Below are 17726 nucleotides of genomic sequence, written 5' to 3' on the forward strand. Positions count from 1 at the left end.
TGCACGCCGGGGCCCGGTGGGCAAAGCGCCATCGGGCACGTTAGCTCGCACGATAGTAAGGTTTGTCTCCGAGAATCGTCGCCCGGTGCATAATGCGCCGCTGCGGCAGGTAGTCTGCATTGGCATAATGCTGCGTCACGCGGTTATCCCAAATCGCCACATCGTCAGGCTGCCAGCGCCAGCGTACCTGAAACTCCGGTTTGGTGATGTGGGCAAACAGAAATCCGAGCAGCGCCTCACTCTCTTTTTCCGTCACATCGACAATTCGTGTCGTGAACCCTTCATTCACAAACAGCGCCTGTTTGCCGCTCACCGGATGCGTTCGCACTACCGGATGCAGCAACGGTGGGTGCTTTGCCACCGCCTCCAGCCAACGCTGATGCTCTTCTTCGGTATTACGGTATTTGAACTCCTGAAACGATTTACGGAAATCATGTTCGGCCCGCAGGCCGCTCAGCAATTGGCGGAAAGGTTCTGAAAGCGCTTCAAAAGCGGCAATGCCGCTGGTCCACAGCGTATCGCCACCTGTTGATGGCAGCTCTTTTGCCGCCAGAATCGCCCCGGCAGGTGGCGTCTCAATAAAGGTTACATCGGTGTGCCAGTTGTCGTTATCCGGCGGATTGTCGTTGTGGGTATCGAGGACGATGATCTCCTCAACGCCCTGCGCATGCGGGTAAACCGGATGGATATGCAAGTCGCCAAAACGCAACGCCAGCGCCCGCTGCTGCTGTGGTGTGATCGCCTGCTCGCGCAGGAACACCACCTGATGACGAAGTACCGCGTGGTACAACTGTTCAAACTGGTTATCGCTCAGCGGTCGCGTCAAATCCGCCCCGGTGACCTGCGCACCTATATAGGGCCCCAGCGGGATAATGCTCAGACGTTCACTCATTGTACTTCTCCATGCCAGGGCGTCAGACGGCGCTGAAGCGCACGCAAACCCAATTCTAAAATAAAGGCGATCACGGCAATCACCATAATTCCCGCCAGCACCACATCCGTTGCCAAAAACTCACCCGCTGACTGCACCATAAACCCCAGACCTCGCGTCGCGGCAATCAGCTCCGCCGCCACTAATGTCGACCACCCCACACCCAGTCCAATCCGCAGCCCGGTAAGAATTTCCGGCAAAGCACCCGGTAAAATCACAAACCACAATACCTGTGCGCGGCTGGCCCCCAGCGACTGAGCGGCCCGCACCCGCACCTGCTGCACACTTTTGACGCCCGCCAGCGCAGACATCGCCACAGGGGCAAAAATCGCCAGATAGATCAGCAGGATCTTCGAGGTTTCGCCGATGCCAAACCAAATAACCATCAGTGGCAAATAGGCCAGCGGCGGTACCGGACGATACAGTTCGATGATCGGATCGACGATCCCGCGTACCGTCGGACTCAGCCCCATCGCGATCCCCACCGGCACGCCGAGCAGCACCGCGGCCAGCAGAGCAATGACGATACGCGTCAGGCTGGCGGCCAGATGCTGCCACAGCGTGGCATCCATAAAGCCCTGCGGTCCGGCAATGACGATAAGTTTTTGCAGTACCTGCCCCGGCGGCGGTAAAAACAGCGGGCTGATGAATTGCAGTGCCGCCACTGCCCACCACACCACCAGAAACACGCCCAATGTGCCAACACTTAACGTCATCTGACGTGAAAGCGGCCAGCGCCAGCGCAACGCACGCGGACGGGGTTTGTCGTTAATCACCACGCTCATGAGAACGCCTCCCGTTGCGCGAAAACGCGGCCTAGCACGTATTCACGCATGGCAATAAACTGCGGATCGGATTTAATGCTGCGACTCGGCTCCCCGGTCACAAAGCGGCGGGCGAAATTTAGCGGTAAGCGTTCCAGCACCCGGCCCGGTCCCGGAGACAACAGCACCAGTTCGGTCGCCATAAACACCGCCTCTTCGATATCGTGGGTAATCAGCAGCACCTGTTTGCCGGTCTCCTGCCACAGCGTCAACAGCAGGGTTTGCATCTGCTCGCGGGTAAAAGCATCCAGCGCGCCAAAAGGTTCATCCAACAGCAACAGTTGCGGATTTGCCGCCAGCGCCCGGGCAATGCCGACGCGCTGACGCTGACCACCGGAAAGCTGCCAGATAAAGCGCTTTTCCGCGCCTTCCAGCCCAACCTTCTTCAGCATGTCCTGCGCAATGCGTTGACGCTGTAACTTCTCTACACCGGCCAGTTGCAGGCCTAATCCGACGTTATCCTGCACGTTACGCCACGGCAGCAAGCCTTCGTTCTGGAACACCACGCCGCGCTCGGCCCCCGGGCCTGTCACTTTTTTACCCGCCAGCACGATGCTGCCGTGCTGATACGGCACAAACCCGGCAATCAGATTCAGAAGCGTGGTTTTGCCGCAGCCGGAAGGCCCGAGCACCACCAGCAGTTCACCGCCGTCGAGCGTCAGGTTGATGTCGTCCAGCACCGGCTTTCCGTCATAGCGGGCGGCAAGATGAGAGATTTGCAGCATCAGCGCCCCCTTATTGCACGAAGCGATCGGTAACGTACTGACTGTAATCCGTCGCCACAGCGGGCACTTTGCCCTGCTCTTTGAGGAACTGCGCGGTGTCGATAATCGCTTTATTCACCGGTCCGGTCAGCTCGGCGGTTTGCTGCTGCGGTGTCAGGTAGGTGTTACCTTTTACCAGTCCCGGAATATCCGCTTCCGGCACGCCGCTTAAGCGCGACAGCTTGCTGATGTTGTCCGGCTGCTTTAGCCATTCATCGGGATCAGTAATATAGGGCTGTTGGGCATCAATCGCGCTTTTGGCAAAGGCCTTCACCACCTCAGGATGCTGCTCGGCAAAATCTTTGCGCACGACCCACACGTCCAACGTCGGCGCGCCCCACTCACCTACTTTCTCCGAGTCGGTTAACACCTTGCCGTCTTTTTCCAGCGCGTTCACCGCCGGTGCCCAGACGTAGGCGCCGTCAATATCCCCGCGCTGCCAGGCGGCAATAATCGCTGGCGGCTGCAGGTTCACAATCTCCACCTGACCGGGCTTGATGCCCCAGTGTTTTAACGCGGCCAGCAGGCTGTAATGGGTGGTGGAGATAAACGGCACGGCAATACGTTTACCGATCAAATCCTCAGGTTTGTTGATGCTTTTCTTCACCACCAGCGCCTCGGAGTTACCGAGTTTGGACGCCAGCAGGAACACCTCAATCGGTACCTGTTGGCTGGCCGCAACCGCCAACGGGCTGGAGCCAAGATTGCCAATCTGTACGTCGCCAGACGCCAGCGCCCGGACGATGCTCGCCCCGCTGTCGAACTTACGCCAGTCAACGGTGGCCCCGCTCTCTTTAGCAAATGTGTTATCCGCCTGCGCCACTTTGGCCGGTTCAGCGGAGGTCTGATACGCGACGGTGACGTTCACCGCCTGCGCCTGAAATGCAACCACTGCCAGTACGGCAAGGAGTGTATTACGCGATGATATAGCCATGATTGTCTGCTCCCCTGTCTTGTTATGTGGGGCAGTATTTCGTTACGGCACACTTTGATAAAGGAATTAAAAATTCTGGCTAAGAACAAAGCGTTTTTAGAAAAAAAGCGGCAATAGTTAGCTATTTCGCTCATGACAGATGGAATTCGTAGGCCTGATAAGCGCAGCGCCATCAGGCACTGTTGCCGGATGGCGGCGCAAGCGCCTTATCCGGCCTACAACACCTGCAAATTATTGCGATTTTGTTACATTCGTTACATAACAGCATCCCGGTGATTGCCAGCGTAATGCGGGCAGGCATCATAGACGCCATTGTCAGACAAGAGAGCAAGAAAATGATCCATGTTGTGCTGGTGGATGACCATGTGGTGGTGCGTTCCGGCTTTGCGCAATTACTCAGTCTTGAAGATGACCTTAACGTCATCGGTCAATACAGCAGCGCGGCAGATGCCTGGCCTGCGTTACTGCGCGATGACGTCAGCGTGGCGGTGATGGACATCGCTATGCCGGATGAAAATGGTCTGAGTCTGTTAAAACGGCTGCGGGCGCAGAAACCCAACTTTCGCGCCATAATTCTCAGCATTTATGACGCGCCGACGTTTGTGCAAAGCGCGCTGGATGCCGGTGCCAGCGGCTATCTGACCAAACGCTGCGGGCCTGAGGAACTGGTACAGGCGGTACGTTCAGTGGGCATGGGTGGGCATTACCTGTGCGCTGACGCATTGCGGGCGCTACGCGGCGGCGAACAACCCGCCCAGGTGCTGGAAGTCCTCACCCCACGCGAGCGCGAAGTGTTTGATCTGCTGGTCAAAGGCGACAGCGTGAAAGAGATCGCCTTCAAACTCGACCTCAGCCACAAAACGGTCCACGTCCACCGCGCCAACGTGCTGGGTAAACTGCAATGCCACAGCACTATTGACCTGGTGCATTTTGCGCTCGACCATCAGCTACTGACGGGGCACTGATGTCGCGCTCGGCTCGCCATTGGGTGATCTCCCTGTTTATCCTGCTGGCCTGGGGCTCAGGCTGGCTGATGCTGTGGACGCTGGGATTTTACCTGACCCAAAACGGTCAGCAGGCAACGCTATTTCTGCCGCACGGCGTCTATCTCGCACTCTTGATCCTGCTGTCACGCCGCTACTGGCCCGCGCTGGTACTACCACCGGTGCTAATGCTGTTCTGGCTACACAGCGAACAATTATTAAATGGTTATATTCTGCTGGCCGCACCGTTAATTAGCCTGATCCCGGCCAGTATCGGCCAGTCTTACTGGCACCGCTTCCCACTCTACTGGCAGCGCTTAACGCTGCTACTGGCCGCCGTCACCGTCACCGCATTGCTCAATACCGCCCTCCTGTCGCCCTTTATCGAAAGCCCGGCGATGTTAATTGGCCTGGCGTCGTTTACCGGCGGCGTGCTGTTGACGCCATTTGTTTATTTGATTTACGAATTTCTGCGCCAGCAGCACCGCTATCATTTGCTCGGCCTGGACACCCGTAATCCGCCGCTGCGCACCTCGCTTATCATTTGGTGCAGTCTATTTTTTATTATCGGCATCGGCACTCAGATGGTGCTGTCACCAGACATTGAGCGCCTGCTGCTGATCGTAGTGTTTCTGCCCAACGTGGTGATGGCATGGAAGTTTGGCTGGCAGGGCGGCGTATTATCCGGGTTGCTTGGCAGCATGATGATCACCATCGCACGGCAAATCGGTGTGGGGTTCAGCAATTTACTGGAACTGGAAATTTTTCTCGCTACCCAGGCGTTGTTGGGTATTGGCCTGGGTATCGCTATCAGCCGCCAGCAGCATCTGGCGCAGAACCTGCACCACTATCGCCAGCGTCTGGAAGCCGAGCTGACGGCACGACGGGCGTTAACTGAGCAACTGATCCGCAGCGAAGAAAATACGCGCAAGAGTCTGGCGCGGGAGCTGCACGACGAAATTGGGCAAAACATTACCGCCATTCAAATCCACTCTCAGTTGGTCAAGCGAGCACAGGATCCACAGCAAACGCTGGACGCAGCGAATCAGATCAATGACCTTGCCCGGCGCATTCATCACTCCACCCGCCAGTTGCTGCGCCAGCTGCGTCCTCCCGCGCTCGATGAACTGTCCTTTCAAGACGCGCTCCATCATCTGGTGAATGAGTTTGCCTTTGCCGAACGGGGCATCCGCTGCCGGTTTGACTATCGGCTGGAAAATACGCCAGACAATGAAACGGTCCGCTTTACGCTGTACCGCCTGTTGCAGGAGTTACTCAATAACGTTTGTAAACATGCCGACGCCAGCGAGGTGTCGATTACGCTCCGCCAGCAGGAGCACAGCCTGGTTCTGCACGTTGAGGACAACGGCGTGGGCATTCTGCCAGAAAAAATCCCCGGTTTCGGTATTCAGGGAATGCGTGAACGGGTAAGCGCACTGGGTGGCGAGCTAACGCTTGAGTCGCACAACGGTACGCGGGTAATTGTTAACCTGCCCACAAATTTGCAACAAACCCATCATTAACCAGGAAAAAGTCTTAGTCACTCTGGACTTTCTCTCATCCCCTTTTGCTTTCACTTTCCTATAGTCAGCACAAATGGAGACCGCCATGCACGCACGCGCATCACGCGAAACAGATCAACGCTACCGGGCGCTACGTCCCCGGCTACTGATGTGCATGGTCATTGGCTACGCCGCGTTCTACCTGACGCGCAAAAGCGTCAACTACGTGCTCCCGGCGCTGCAAACGGATCTGGGGCTGGATAAAAGTGATATTGGCCTGCTGGGTTCGCTGTTTTATCTGACCTACGGCCTGTCAAAGTTCACCGCCGGATTATGGCATGACAGCCACGGGCAGCGGGCGTTTATGGGCATCGGCCTGTTTGCCACCGGCGTCTTAAACGTGGTGTTCGCCTTTGGCGAATCACTGACGCTGCTGCTGGTGGTGTGGACGCTCAACGGGTTTTTCCAGGGCTGGGGCTGGCCCCCCTGCGCCCGCCTGCTGACTCACTGGTATTCGCGTAACGAACGCGGTTTCTGGTGGGGCTGCTGGAATATGTCTATCAACATCGGCGGAGCCATCATTCCGCTGATTAGCGCCTTCGCCGCCCACTGGTGGGGCTGGCAGGCAGCGATGCTGACACCGGGGATAATCAGCATGGCATTAGGGATCTGGCTCACCCTGCAACTGAAAGGCACGCCCCAGGAAGAGGGATTACCGACGGTTGGAGAATGGCGGCAGGACCCGCTGGAACTGCGCCAGCAGCAGCAAAGCCCGCCGATGGGGCTGTGGCAAATGTTACGCACCACCATGCTGAAGAATCCGATGATCTGGCTGCTGGGCGTGTCATATGTGCTGGTCTATGTGATCCGCATCGCGCTTAACGACTGGGGCAACATCTGGCTGACCGAAAGCCACGGCGTGAATCTGCTCAGCGCCAACGCCACGGTGATGCTGTTTGAAGTCGGCGGCTTGCTCGGCGCGCTGTTTGCCGGATGGGGATCAGATGTGCTGTTCAGCGGTCAGCGCGCGCCGATGATCTTGCTGTTCACGCTCGGGCTGATGGTCTCTGTCGCCGCCCTATGGCTGGCACCGGTTCACCACTATGCGCTGCTGGCGGCCTGTTTCTTTAGCGTGGGCTTCTTTGTTTTTGGCCCACAGATGTTGATTGGTCTGGCCGCCGTCGAATGCGGACACAAAGCAGCCGCAGGTTCGATCACCGGTTTTCTCGGGCTGTTTGCCTATCTCGGGGCCGCGCTGGCGGGTTGGCCGCTGTCGCTGGTCATTGAACGTTATGGCTGGTCGGGAATGTTCAGTTTGCTCTCGGTTGCCGCTGTCGTTATGGGTTTATTGCTGATGCCGCTGCTTATTGCAGGCATTACCCCTTCTCTCAGTCAAAGGATAAAACAATGAAATTGACGCTTACCTCTACCCTGATTGCTTCCACCCTCGCGCTGGCGGCGTTAAGCAGCGTTGCCCAGGCTGAAGGTCGTCTGGTGGTCTACTGCAGCGCCACCAACGAAATGTGCGAAACCGAAACCAAAGCCTTCGGTGAAAAATATGATGTGAAGACCTCATTTATTCGCAACGGCTCCGGCAGTACGCTGGCGAAAGTGGATGCCGAGAAGAAAAACCCGCAGGCGGATGTCTGGTACGGTGGAACGCTGGATCCGCAGTCTCAGGCCGGAGAGATGGGCCTGCTGCAGCCGTATAAATCACCGAAACTCGATGAAATCATGGAGAAATTCCGCGATCCGGCGAAAGTGAAAGGTAACCTCTCCTCCGCCGTTTACGTCGGTATTCTGGGCTTTGGCGTCAATACCCAGCGCCTGAAAGAGAAAAACCTACCAGTGCCAAAATGCTGGAAAGATCTGACTAAACCGGAATACAAAGGCGAAATCCAGATTGCCGACCCACAAAGCTCCGGCACCGCCTACACTGCGCTGGCAACCTTCGCCCAACTGTGGGGGGAAGATCAGGCCTTTGATTACCTGAAGCAACTCAATGCCAACGTTTCTCAGTACACCAAGTCTGGTATTGCCCCAGCACGTAACGCTGCCCGTGGCGAAACGGCGATCGGCATTGGCTTCCTGCACGACTACTCGCTGGAAAAAGAACAAGGCGCCCCGCTGGAGCTGATTTCGCCGTGCGAAGGCACCGGCTATGAAATTGGCGGCGTCAGCATCCTGAAAGGCGCGCGTAACCTCGACAACGCCAAACTGTTCGTTGACTGGGTACTGTCAAAAGATGCCCAGGAACTGGCATGGAAGAAAGGCAAATCCTATCAGATCCTGACCAACACCACCGCCGAGACGTCACCGAACTCCCTGAAGCTCGACGACCTGAAGCTTATCAATTACGACATGGATAAATATGGTTCTACCGATGTTCGTAAAGCGTTGATCAATAAGTGGGTTAGCGAAGTGAAGATGGGTAAATAAAACATGATGACCTTCTTCGGATAAGGTTACGTAGGCCGGATAAGGCAACGCCGCATCCGGCAATGATCGTCACCCTGAATGCCGGATGGCGCACAAGCTTATCCGGCCTACATCAGGATTGAACACCGGAACCGCTATGTCACAGACACTTGCACTCCATCCCGTGAAAAAACGGGATGCGATATTCCTTTGGGTTTTACTCGGCTGGCTGGCGTTTGCCCTGCTGCCAAGCTGGAGCCTGGACTATGGACTGCTGGAGTCCACGCGCGAGGAAATACTCGCCGCCTACAGCTGGTCACATTTCAATATTAGCTGGTTGTGGTATCTGCTACCGAGCCTGCTGCTGGTACGTCCGTTCCAGGAAGCCAAACGCGAGCAGCGCAGCCGCCACACTCTCGACGCGAGCTGGTCGCTGTTCTGTATGGCCTTTATTGTCGCCAGCGCCACCCTTGAAGGACGCGGCCTAGGCTATGCCACCATCGTACTGTTTGTCGCGCTGGGCGCGATTATGACGCTGGCGCTCACCCGCCTAGAATGGCTGGGTGGCGACCGTTTCGTTATCGGATCGCTCACCGCCATTGTCGCGCTGATCGGGATTTTTATCGTCTGGCCGAGCATCGCGATTTTCATTCCCATGTTCACCAACGACGCCGGAGAGTTTGCCCCGCTGGCGTTTATGAATGTGCTGTCGCAGGCGCATATCATTCAGGTGATCCTCAACTCCATTATGCTGTCGATCGCCGTCGGCGTCGGCTGTACCTTCTTCGGTCTGGTGCTGGCGATTTACACCACTCGTATTGCCAGACGTAGCGCCATTATTGGCCGCATTTTCTCGATCCTGCCGATCGTGACGCCGCCGTTTGTCGTCGGCCTTGGCGTCACCTTAATGATGGGCCGTTCCGGTTACATTACCGAATTAATGGTGGACTGGTTTGGCTTAACCAACACCAACTGGCTGTACGGGTTTACCGGCATCTGGCTGGCGCAGGTGCTGGCCTTCACCCCGATGGCGTTTATGATCCTCGACGGGGCGATCAAAACCATTCATCCGTCGCTGGAAGAAGCGTCGTACACCCTGCGCGCCAGCCGCTGGCAGACCTTTAACGGCGTGTTTGTCCCGCTGCTAAAACCGGCGCTGGCAAACGCCTTTTTGATTGTCATTGTGCAGTCGCTGGCTGACTTCAGTAACCCGCTGGTACTCGGCGGTAACTTTGACGTGCTGGCGACACAAATCTACTTCTACATCACCGGTTCACAGCTCGATTACCAGGCCGCCAGCACGCTCGGTGCGTTCCTGCTGCTGTTCTCCCTGCTGGTGTTCTGCGTGCAGTACATGTGGATCGGCAAACGCTCGTACGTCACCGTTTCCGGTAAATCATACCGTGGCGACGTGCAGCCGCTGCCGGTAACGCTGGTGTGGAGCGTAGTCGCGCTGCTGGCGGTATGGATCGCCTTTAACGCCCTGCTGTATGGCAGCATTTTCTACGGCAGCTTCACCGTTAACTGGGGCGTGGACTACACCCTGACGCTGGCGAACTTTACCAAGTTGTTTGGTCAGGGGATGAGCGACGGCGCGTGGCCTTCGCTACTCGACACCCTGCTGTACGCCGGGATCGCCGCGCCGATCACCGCCATCTTCGGGCTGCTGATCGCCTGGATTGTGGTGCGCCAGCAGTTTAAAGGCAAAAAAACTATCGAGTTCACCACCATGCTGTGCTTTGCCGTTCCCGGCACCGTGGCGGGTGTCTCGTATATTCTGGCCTTTAACAGCGCCCCGGTGTACCTCACCGGGACGGCGGCCATCGTCATTATCTCAATGGTGATGCGTAACGTGCCGGTCGGCATTCGTGCAGGCATTGCGGGCTTAGGGCAAATCGATAAATCGCTGGATGAAGCCTCGCTCAGCCTGCGTGCCGGTTCGCTACGAACCATCACGCACATCCTGCTGCCGCTGCTACGCCCGGCTATCCTCTCCGCACTGATCTACAGCTTTGTGCGCGCCATTACTACCGTCAGCGCCATTGTGTTCCTCGTCACGCCAGATACCCGCGTCGCAACGGCCTACATTCTGAACCGCGTGGAAGACGGTGAATACGGCGTGGCCATTGCCTACGGTTCGATCCTGATCGTGGTGATGCTGGCGATTATTTTCATCTTTGACTGGCTGATCGGTGAATCACGTACCTCCCGTTCAAAAGCCAAAAACCCGGCGTAATGGAGCGCACTATGACTCAGAAAAATTTCGTTGAACTGCGCAACGTAACCAAACGTTTTGGCAGCAACACGGTTATCGACAACATCAATCTCACCATCCCGCAAGGGCAAATGGTGACGCTGCTTGGCCCTTCCGGCTGCGGCAAAACCACCATTTTGCGCCTGGTTGCCGGACTGGAAAAACCGAGCGAAGGACAGATTTATATTGATGGCGAAGACGTTACCCATCGTTCCATCCAGCAGCGCGATATCTGCATGGTGTTTCAGTCTTACGCCCTGTTCCCACATATGTCGTTGGGTGAAAACGTCGGCTACGGCCTGAAGATGCTCGGCGTATCGCGCAGCGAACTGAAAGCGCGGGTGAAAGAGGCGCTGGCGATGGTGGATCTGGAAGGATTCGAAGACCGCTATGTCGATCAGATCTCCGGCGGGCAGCAGCAGCGCGTGGCGCTGGCCCGGGCGCTGATCCTCAAACCGAAGGTGCTGTTATTTGATGAACCGCTGAGTAACCTCGACGCCAACCTGCGACGCAGCATGCGTGACAAGATCCGCGAACTGCAAAAGCAGTTTGATATTACCTCGCTGTACGTGACCCACGATCAGAGCGAAGCCTTCGCGGTGTCCGACACCGTACTGGTGATGAACAAGGGACATATCATGCAGATCGGCTCACCGCAGGATCTGTACCGCCAGCCCGCCTCGCGCTTTATGGCGAGCTTTATGGGCGATGCCAACCTGTTCCCGGCCGCGTTCAGCGAGGCGTTTGTCGATATTTACGGTTATCGCCTGCCAAGGCCGCTGCATTTCGCCACCCAGGGAGAAGGTACGGTTGGCGTGCGTCCGGAGGCAATTACGCTCAGCGATCGCGGCGAGGAGAGCCAGCGCTGTGTGATCCAGCACGTCGCCTATATGGGGCCACAGTATGAGGTCACGGTAGAGTGGCACGGGCAGGAAATTCTATTGCAGGTCAACGCCACGCGCTTACAGCCAAACGCTGGCGAGCAGTATTACCTCGAAATCCACCCGTACGGCATGTTTGTGTTAGCAGATACCGTGTGATTGATGCCGGGTGGCACACGTTGTAGGCCGGGTAAGGCATCAGCCGCCACCCGGCACAAATTCAGCGCTGGACGTTCAATTCAGCAATATCCGCAGGCGTGGTGCGACAGCACCCGCCAATCAACCGGGCGCCCGCCGCACGCCACTGGGGTAAATAATCCGCCAGCGTTTTACACGCTTCACCGTGAGTGTGCCAGGTTTTGCTCTGCGCATCGTAATGCTCGCCGGAGTTGGGATAGACCACCAGCGGCAGCGCCGTTAAGCCGTGTAAATGCTGCAACGCCTCGGTAGTGTTTTCCAGCGCAATGCAGTTGATACCAATAGCCAGCACCTGCGGGTAGTTTGCCAGTAACGCCACCACTTCGCGCAGCGGCGTGCCGTCGCTCAGGTGTTCGCTGTCACGTAGGGTAAACGAGAACCACGCACGCGCACGCGGGTATTCCGCCAGCAGTTCAGCCAGCGCCTTAATCTCAGTAAAATTCGGCAGCGTTTCGCAGGCTAACAGGTCAGCTCCGGCGTCCAGCAGCGCTTCAACGCGCGGTCGGTGAAACGCCTGAAACTCGTCTTTGCTGCACACGTAATCGCCACGGTATTCCGAGCCATCCGCCAGATACGCGCCATACGGTCCCACAGACCCGGCCACCAGCAATGTACCCGCCTGCGGGTTTTCCGCCAGATACGCCTCGCGCGCTTTACGCGCCAGCTCTACGCTTTTGCCAATCAGTGCCTTCGACTGCGCCTCATCCAGACCTCGGGCGGCAAAACCTGCCGGCGTGGCCTGATAGCTGGCGGTGATCGCACATTGAGCACCCGCCCGGTAGTAATCTAGATGGACTTCGCGGATAAGCTGCGGGTTTTCTACCAGCACTTTCGCTGACCACAGGCTATCGGCCAGGTTACAGCCGCGCGCCTCCAGTTCCGTCGCCATCGCACCATCCAGCAACAGGAAATCCTGTTGCTCAAGAAGGGTACGTAACGGATTATTCTGCGACATGGTGTGGCTCCTGTTTTACTTTACGGGGTTGAGTAAGGAAATAAGCACCATAGCACAACGCCACAAACGGTAACCCGCACCACAACGCAATTCTCTGCGCGGGATCGAAGGCCAGGCCGACACAGGCCATCAGGCACAGCACAAACCCCAATACGGGAACCAGCGGATACCACGGCGCACGATAATACAATTCACTCACAGCCTTTCCTTGCTGTAAGTGACGGCGGCGAAAAACAAAATGCGAAGCACAGATGCTCAGCCACACCGCCACCACCGCAAACCCGGAGATCGCCGACAGTGCCACAAATACCGTATCCGGGGCGATCACGCTGGAAAACAGCGCCAGCACGCCGCCGAGCATGCTGACCGATATGGCTGTCAACGGCACGCCGTTTTTGGTTACCCGCGCAAAACAGGCGGGCAGCGTACGTTCATTCGACAGCGACCACAGCATGCGCCCGGAAGCATACAATCCTGAATTCGCAGCCGAAAGAATGGCCGTCAGGATCACGACGTTAAAAATATCCGCCGCATATGGAATCCCCACCTTCTCAAACACCAGCACAAACGGGCTTTTCTCCACTCCCGCCTGCTGCATCGGGATCAATGCCGCCAGCACAAACACGGTGCCAATAAAGAAAATAATCAGTCGAGCGATAGTGGTACGAATCGCCACCGGAATCACCTTGCGCGGGTTTTCCGTTTCGCCTGCCGCGATGCCGATAAGCTCGGTTCCCGAGAAAGCAAAGTTCACCGCCACCATGGTCATCAGGATCGGCAGGCCGCCATGTGGAAACCAGCCTTCTGCGGTGAGATTGCTCAGCCCCGGCGCGGGTGAACCATCCTGCATCGGGATAAAGCCAAAAATGGCCGCCCCGCCGAGGATAATAAAGGCGATGATGGTGATGACTTTTACCAGCGAGAACCAGAATTCCCCTTCGGCAAAAAAGCGCGTAGAAATGACGTTCAGGCCAAAGATAACGACGCAGAAAACCACGCACCAGATCCACACCGGCACCTGTGGGAACCAGTACTGCATGCAGAAACCAGCGGCGGTAAAGCTGGAGCCAAGCGCCACGGTCCAGGTCAGCCAGTAGAGCCAGGCTACGGTGTAACCCGTCGCCGGGCCGAGGTAGCGCGCGGCATAAACGTGAAACGCGCCGGTTTCCGGCATCGCCACCGACAGTTCACCCAGACATTGCATCACTAGCCAGACCACCAGCGCGCCAATCAAATAGGCCAGCAGCGTCCCCGCCGCCCCGGTGGTGGAGATGATGTACCCGGTATTAAAGAATAACCCTGTGCCAATCACGCCACCTAAAGAGAGCATAATCAGGTGACGCGTTTTCATTGTGCGCTTCAGTGGCGCATTTTGTTGTGTTGTTTGCATATGACCTTCTAAACGTATGGACATCTAAACATCCAAATAAGGTTTGTTATACCGCGTTTGTAAACACAATGCAAAGTTAGCCCTGCACCAGACGCAGATGCCCGCGCCGGGCGCTCAACACAGGACGAGGATTAACAATAAGATACAAAAAAGGTCGCCAGGCCATAACGCCTCCGCTATCAGGGTTTATTCAACTCTGGCAACGGAGACGTCCAATGACGTTCCCCCGAAAGTAGGAACCGCGCGTCACACCTCATACGTCCGGATGAGCGCACGGTCAGGAGTCGCTGGCTTGAACCTGTATCTGTGATTTACGGCTCATCAGCACAAACACCGCCAGCCCGGCCAGCAAAATACCCGGTGCGGAGGCCGCCATCACGCCTACCGTTCCGGTGCCCAGCGCCAGCATTTTCCCCGCCAACAGTGGACCACTCATCGCCCCGAGGCGCCCAACGGCCACCGCGGTGCCTACGCCGGTGGCGCGGATGGGGGTGCTGTAAAACAGCGGAGCCAGCGCATACAGCACGCTTTGGCCGCCGGTGGCAAACATCCCTGCGACAAATCCGGCCACCAGCATACCGCTCAATGACGACACCGTACCGAGCGCCAGCAGTGAAGCCAGCATCCCAGTGTAAATCAGTAGCGACATCACCACCGGGCGCAGTTTATCCATCAATGCACCGAGGATTAACGTCCCGCTGGCCGCGCCGATTTGCAGGGCAAACATCACGCCCGCCGCCTGTGAGGGACGAAAGCCCTGTTCAACCAGCAGCATCGGCAGCCAGTTGATCAGCATATACACCACCAACAGGGTGAAGAAATAACACAGCCACAGCAGCAACGTAGCGGTCGCGGTGGCAGGGGCAAACAGCGCACGCAACGGTGCGGCGGCGGCCTGCGTTTGCTGGGCATACACATGTGATTCCGGTAGCCAACGCATCAGCAACGGCACCAGCAGCAGCGGGATCACCCCACCAACCCAGAACACAGTTTGCCAGGCGGAGGCCACACCGCTAAAACCCAGCGCCGCCGCCAGCGATGCGCCAATCGGCACCCCGCAGTACATCAGGCTCACCGCGGTGCCGCGAAAGCGCGGGCCTGCGGCTTCGGAGGTCAGCGCGATCAGGTTCGGCAACGCCGCCCCCAACCCGACACCGGTCATCAGGCGGGCAAACACCAGCGACGAGAAATCCCAGGATATCGCCGTCGCCAGCGAAAACAGGCCAAACAGCGCCACGGAGCCAATAAGGATCCGCTTGCGCCCATAGCGGTCAGCCAGCATACCGCCCACCAGCGCGCCGGGCAGTAATCCCAGAATACCGGCGCTGAAGATCCAGCCCATCTGCATTTTATCTAACGCAAAAGCCTGGGCGATGCCGACGGCAGCGATACCGGCGGCCTGTAAATCCAGCCCTTCCATCAGGGCGACTAAAAAACACAGCCCGACGGTCAGCGTCAGACGGGAGGAGGATGCGGGGGTACGGGTTGTCATGAGGTGTACCTCTGAGGTCACGATGCAGGTGAAGCGCGGCTGATACGTTGCCAGCCGCGTCATTATTTTTATTTGCTGTTGCGCAGATCCAGCGCCACGTCGACGATCATATCTTCCTGGCCGCCCACCATTCGGCGTTTGCCCAGTTCAACCAGAATATCCACCGCGCTCAGACCATAGCGCGCCGCCGCCACTTCACAATGACGCAGGAAGCTGGAATAGACCCCGGCATAACCCAGCGCCAGCGTTTCGCGATCCACCCGCACCGGGCGGTCCTGCAGCGGACGGACTAAATCGTCGGCGGCATCCATCAGCGCGTAAAGGTCGGTGCCGTGCTGCCAGCCGAGCTTATCCGCAGCGGCGATAAACACCTCCAGCGGCGCATTGCCCGCCCCTGCGCCCATGCCCGCCAGACTGGCATCAATACGGTCACAACCCTCTTCCACTGCGGCCAGGGAGTTCGCCACACCGAGGCTCAGGTTGTGGTGGGCATGCATCCCGGTTTCCGTTTCCGGCTTCAGCACCGCTTTCAGGGCGCGGAAGCGATCGCGAATGTCCGTCATGTTCATTGCCCCGCCGGAATCGACCACATAAATACAGGTCGCACCGTAGTTTTCCATCAGCTTCGCCTGCTGCGCCAGTTTCTCCGGCGTGGTCATGTGGCTCATCATCAGAAAGCCGACGGTGTCCATACCCAGCTCGCGCGCATACTGAATATGCTGGGCCGACACGTCCGCTTCGGTGCAGTGGGTCGCCACGCGCACCACCCGCGCACCGGCCTGGTATGCGTTTTTCAGGTCATGAATCGTGCCGATACCCGGCAGCAACAGCGTGGCGATTTTGGCGTGCTCCACCACGTCCGCCGCCGCTTCAATCCATTCCAGATCGCTGTGCGCGCCAAAGCCGTAGTTAAAGCTGGAGCCCTGTAACCCGTCGCCGTGCGCCACCTCAATGGAATCGACACGCGCATCGTCCAGTGCTTTAGCGATTTGGCGGACGTTTTCCAGCGAATATTGATGACGAATAGCGTGCATGCCGTCACGCAAGGTCACGTCAGAGATATAGAGTTTTTTACCGTTCATGCTGCTTCTCCTGCCTGACGCGCGAGTGACTGTGCCATCTTTTCAGCGGTCGCCAGCGCGCTGGAGGTCATAATATCGAGATTGCCCGCGTAGGCTGGCAGGTAGTGCGCCGCACCTTCCACTTCCAGATACACCGCAGTTTTCAGGCCAGAGAACTGGCCAATACCTGGCAGATTCACCGGTTTATCCTGTGGGATGACCTCAAACTGCACGCGCTGTTTCAGGCGGTAGCCCGGCACGTACGCGTGTACCGCCGCTGCCATTTGGTTAATCGACGCCTCAATTTCTGCCTGAGAAGCCTCTTCGCTCAGCACATACACCGTGTCGCGCATCATCAGCGGCGGCTCCGCTGGGTTGAGCACAATAATCGCTTTGCCTTTCTCGGCACCGCCCACCACTTCAATCGCCTTCGAGGTGGTTTCGGTAAATTCATCAATATTGGCGCGCGTACCCGGTCCCGCGGACTTGCTGGCAATAGAGGCGATAATCTCGGCGTAATACACCCGCGCCACGCGGGACACCGCCGCCACCATCGGGATGGTCGCCTGGCCGCCGCAGGTCACCATATTGACGTTCAGCCGATCCACGTTGGCCTCGAGATTCACTACCGGCACGCAGTACGGGCCAATCGCCGCCGGCGTCAGGTCGATCAGGCGGATCCCCGGCTTAACCGCGCGTAAGGCGGCGTCATTTTTCACGTGCGCACCCGCGCTGGTGGCGTCAAACACGATGTCGATATCGGCAAATTCCGGCATTGCCATCAGCCCCGTTACCCCTTCATGGGTGGTGGCGACGCCCATGCGTCTGGCGCGCGCCAGACCGTCGGATCCCGGGTCGATACCGACCATCACCGCCATCTCAAGCTGCTTGCCGTGACGCAGAATTTTAATCATCAAATCGGTGCCGATATTACCGGAGCCGATAATGGCAACTTTACGCTTACTCATGACTGACTTCCTTTTGTAACCGCCGCAGAGAACGTGGCGGCGACTGAACCAATACCCTCGATATGGGCCTCAAAACGATCGCCCGCATTTACCGCGACCATCGGGCCTAACGCCCCGGTGAGAATGATGTCTCCGGCGCGTAGCGGCTCGCCGAGGCTGGCCATTTTGCGC

16 protein-coding genes are annotated in these 17726 nt (G+C 57.6%); 6 read left to right on the forward strand and 10 right to left on the reverse strand.

Translation table 11 applies throughout. The annotated features are described in order from the left end of the window. Positions 1–40 precede the first annotated feature (40 nt). Genes tauD through tauA form a run of 4 tightly spaced genes read right to left on the reverse strand, consistent with a single transcriptional unit; the run spans position 41 to position 3453 of the window. Positions 41–892, reverse strand: coding sequence for a taurine dioxygenase (tauD, locus tag FDX01_RS21430; RefSeq protein WP_137400425.1), 852 nt, complete (start codon positions 890–892; stop codon positions 41–43). Continuing rightward, complete coding sequence (tauC, locus tag FDX01_RS21435) at positions 889–1716, reverse strand: taurine ABC transporter permease TauC (protein WP_117342098.1); 828 nt, start codon at positions 1714–1716, stop codon at positions 889–891. Before tauC ends, tauD begins: the two co-directional genes overlap by 4 nt. Further along, on the reverse strand, positions 1713–2480 hold the full coding sequence (gene tauB / locus FDX01_RS21440; RefSeq protein ID WP_137400426.1) for a taurine ABC transporter ATP-binding subunit: 768 nt from the start codon (positions 2478–2480) through the stop codon (positions 1713–1715). Before tauB ends, tauC begins: the two co-directional genes overlap by 4 nt. A gap of 10 nt (positions 2481–2490) precedes the next feature. Then, positions 2491–3453: a taurine ABC transporter substrate-binding protein gene (gene tauA, locus FDX01_RS21445; protein WP_096758125.1), complete on the reverse strand. Its 963-nt coding sequence runs from the start codon at positions 3451–3453 to the stop codon at positions 2491–2493. A gap of 335 nt (positions 3454–3788) precedes the next feature. Between tauA and FDX01_RS21450 the strand changes: the two genes are divergently transcribed. From FDX01_RS21450 to fbpC, 6 genes are all read left to right on the forward strand, one after another. After that, on the forward strand, positions 3789–4418 hold the full coding sequence (locus tag FDX01_RS21450) for a response regulator transcription factor (RefSeq protein WP_115259273.1): 630 nt from the start codon (positions 3789–3791) through the stop codon (positions 4416–4418). Next, positions 4418–5959, forward strand: coding sequence for an MASE1 domain-containing protein (locus FDX01_RS21455; protein WP_137400427.1), 1542 nt, complete (start codon positions 4418–4420; stop codon positions 5957–5959). The genes FDX01_RS21450 and FDX01_RS21455 overlap by 1 nt, the downstream gene beginning before the upstream one ends. 85 nt (positions 5960–6044) lie before the next feature. Continuing rightward, positions 6045–7349, forward strand: a complete 1305-nt coding sequence (gene uhpC, locus FDX01_RS21460; protein ID WP_115259276.1) for an MFS transporter family glucose-6-phosphate receptor UhpC — start codon at positions 6045–6047, stop codon at positions 7347–7349. Further along, positions 7346–8377 carry an ABC transporter substrate-binding protein gene (locus FDX01_RS21465; protein WP_115259278.1) on the forward strand — a complete coding sequence of 344 codons (1032 nt, stop codon included), beginning with the start codon at positions 7346–7348 and terminating at the stop codon, positions 8375–8377. Before uhpC ends, FDX01_RS21465 begins: the two co-directional genes overlap by 4 nt. A 136-nt stretch (positions 8378–8513) precedes the next feature. Beyond that, complete coding sequence (locus tag FDX01_RS21470; RefSeq protein ID WP_117342095.1) at positions 8514–10592, forward strand: iron ABC transporter permease; 2079 nt, start codon at positions 8514–8516, stop codon at positions 10590–10592. 11 nt (positions 10593–10603) lie between these two features. Further along, positions 10604–11650 (forward strand): ferric ABC transporter ATP-binding protein, encoded by a 1047-nt coding sequence (fbpC, locus tag FDX01_RS21475; RefSeq protein WP_117342094.1) that lies wholly within the window; start codon positions 10604–10606, stop codon positions 11648–11650. Positions 11651–11711: 61 nt separating this feature from the next. Here the strand turns inward: fbpC and mmuM are convergent, their stop codons facing one another. The 6 genes from mmuM to FDX01_RS24045 all read right to left on the reverse strand — a co-directional run. After that, a complete protein-coding gene (gene mmuM / locus FDX01_RS21480; RefSeq protein WP_137400428.1) occupies positions 11712–12644 on the reverse strand; it encodes a homocysteine S-methyltransferase in 933 nt (310 codons plus the stop codon). Further along, complete coding sequence (mmuP, locus tag FDX01_RS21485; protein WP_137400429.1) at positions 12631–14034, reverse strand: S-methylmethionine permease; 1404 nt, start codon at positions 14032–14034, stop codon at positions 12631–12633. Before mmuP ends, mmuM begins: the two co-directional genes overlap by 14 nt. A 277-nt stretch (positions 14035–14311) precedes the next feature. Next, positions 14312–15526 (reverse strand): 3-(3-hydroxy-phenyl)propionate transporter MhpT, encoded by a 1215-nt coding sequence (mhpT, locus tag FDX01_RS21490; protein ID WP_137400430.1) that lies wholly within the window; start codon positions 15524–15526, stop codon positions 14312–14314. Positions 15527–15594: 68 nt separating this feature from the next. Beyond that, positions 15595–16608 (reverse strand): 4-hydroxy-2-oxovalerate aldolase, encoded by a 1014-nt coding sequence (gene mhpE / locus FDX01_RS21495; protein ID WP_096758134.1) that lies wholly within the window; start codon positions 16606–16608, stop codon positions 15595–15597. After that, positions 16605–17555, reverse strand: a complete 951-nt coding sequence (gene mhpF, locus FDX01_RS21500; protein WP_096758135.1) for an acetaldehyde dehydrogenase — start codon at positions 17553–17555, stop codon at positions 16605–16607. The genes mhpE and mhpF overlap by 4 nt, the downstream gene beginning before the upstream one ends. After that, positions 17552–17726, reverse strand: a 175-nt coding sequence (locus FDX01_RS24045; protein WP_249361032.1) for a fumarylacetoacetate hydrolase family protein, incomplete at its 5' end; no start/stop codon positions are given. The genes mhpF and FDX01_RS24045, both read right to left, overlap by 4 nt.

Source organism: Citrobacter sp. wls613 (assembly GCF_005281195.1).
In the GTDB taxonomy this organism is placed as follows: domain Bacteria; phylum Pseudomonadota; class Gammaproteobacteria; order Enterobacterales; family Enterobacteriaceae; genus Citrobacter; species Citrobacter gillenii.

What these genes read in the sequence shown, in the direction of transcription:
- tauD (WP_137400425.1), bottom strand. Translation starts at nt 892, where the DNA reads ATGAGTGAACGTCTGAGCATTATCCCGCTGGGGCCCTATATAGGTGCG.
- tauC (WP_117342098.1), bottom strand. Translation starts at nt 1,716, where the DNA reads ATGAGCGTGGTGATTAACGACAAACCCCGTCCGCGTGCGTTGCGCTGG.
- tauB (WP_137400426.1), bottom strand. Translation starts at nt 2,480, where the DNA reads ATGCTGCAAATCTCTCATCTTGCCGCCCGCTATGACGGAAAGCCGGTG.
- tauA (WP_096758125.1), bottom strand. Translation starts at nt 3,453, where the DNA reads ATGGCTATATCATCGCGTAATACACTCCTTGCCGTACTGGCAGTGGTT.
- FDX01_RS21450 (WP_115259273.1), top strand. Translation starts at nt 3,789, where the DNA reads ATGATCCATGTTGTGCTGGTGGATGACCATGTGGTGGTGCGTTCCGGC.
- FDX01_RS21455 (WP_137400427.1), top strand. Translation starts at nt 4,418, where the DNA reads ATGTCGCGCTCGGCTCGCCATTGGGTGATCTCCCTGTTTATCCTGCTG.
- uhpC (WP_115259276.1), top strand. Translation starts at nt 6,045, where the DNA reads ATGCACGCACGCGCATCACGCGAAACAGATCAACGCTACCGGGCGCTA.
- FDX01_RS21465 (WP_115259278.1), top strand. Translation starts at nt 7,346, where the DNA reads ATGAAATTGACGCTTACCTCTACCCTGATTGCTTCCACCCTCGCGCTG.
- FDX01_RS21470 (WP_117342095.1), top strand. Translation starts at nt 8,514, where the DNA reads ATGTCACAGACACTTGCACTCCATCCCGTGAAAAAACGGGATGCGATA.
- fbpC (WP_117342094.1), top strand. Translation starts at nt 10,604, where the DNA reads ATGACTCAGAAAAATTTCGTTGAACTGCGCAACGTAACCAAACGTTTT.
- mmuM (WP_137400428.1), bottom strand. Translation starts at nt 12,644, where the DNA reads ATGTCGCAGAATAATCCGTTACGTACCCTTCTTGAGCAACAGGATTTC.
- mmuP (WP_137400429.1), bottom strand. Translation starts at nt 14,034, where the DNA reads ATGCAAACAACACAACAAAATGCGCCACTGAAGCGCACAATGAAAACG.
- mhpT (WP_137400430.1), bottom strand. Translation starts at nt 15,526, where the DNA reads ATGACAACCCGTACCCCCGCATCCTCCTCCCGTCTGACGCTGACCGTC.
- mhpE (WP_096758134.1), bottom strand. Translation starts at nt 16,608, where the DNA reads ATGAACGGTAAAAAACTCTATATCTCTGACGTGACCTTGCGTGACGGC.
- mhpF (WP_096758135.1), bottom strand. Translation starts at nt 17,555, where the DNA reads ATGAGTAAGCGTAAAGTTGCCATTATCGGCTCCGGTAATATCGGCACC.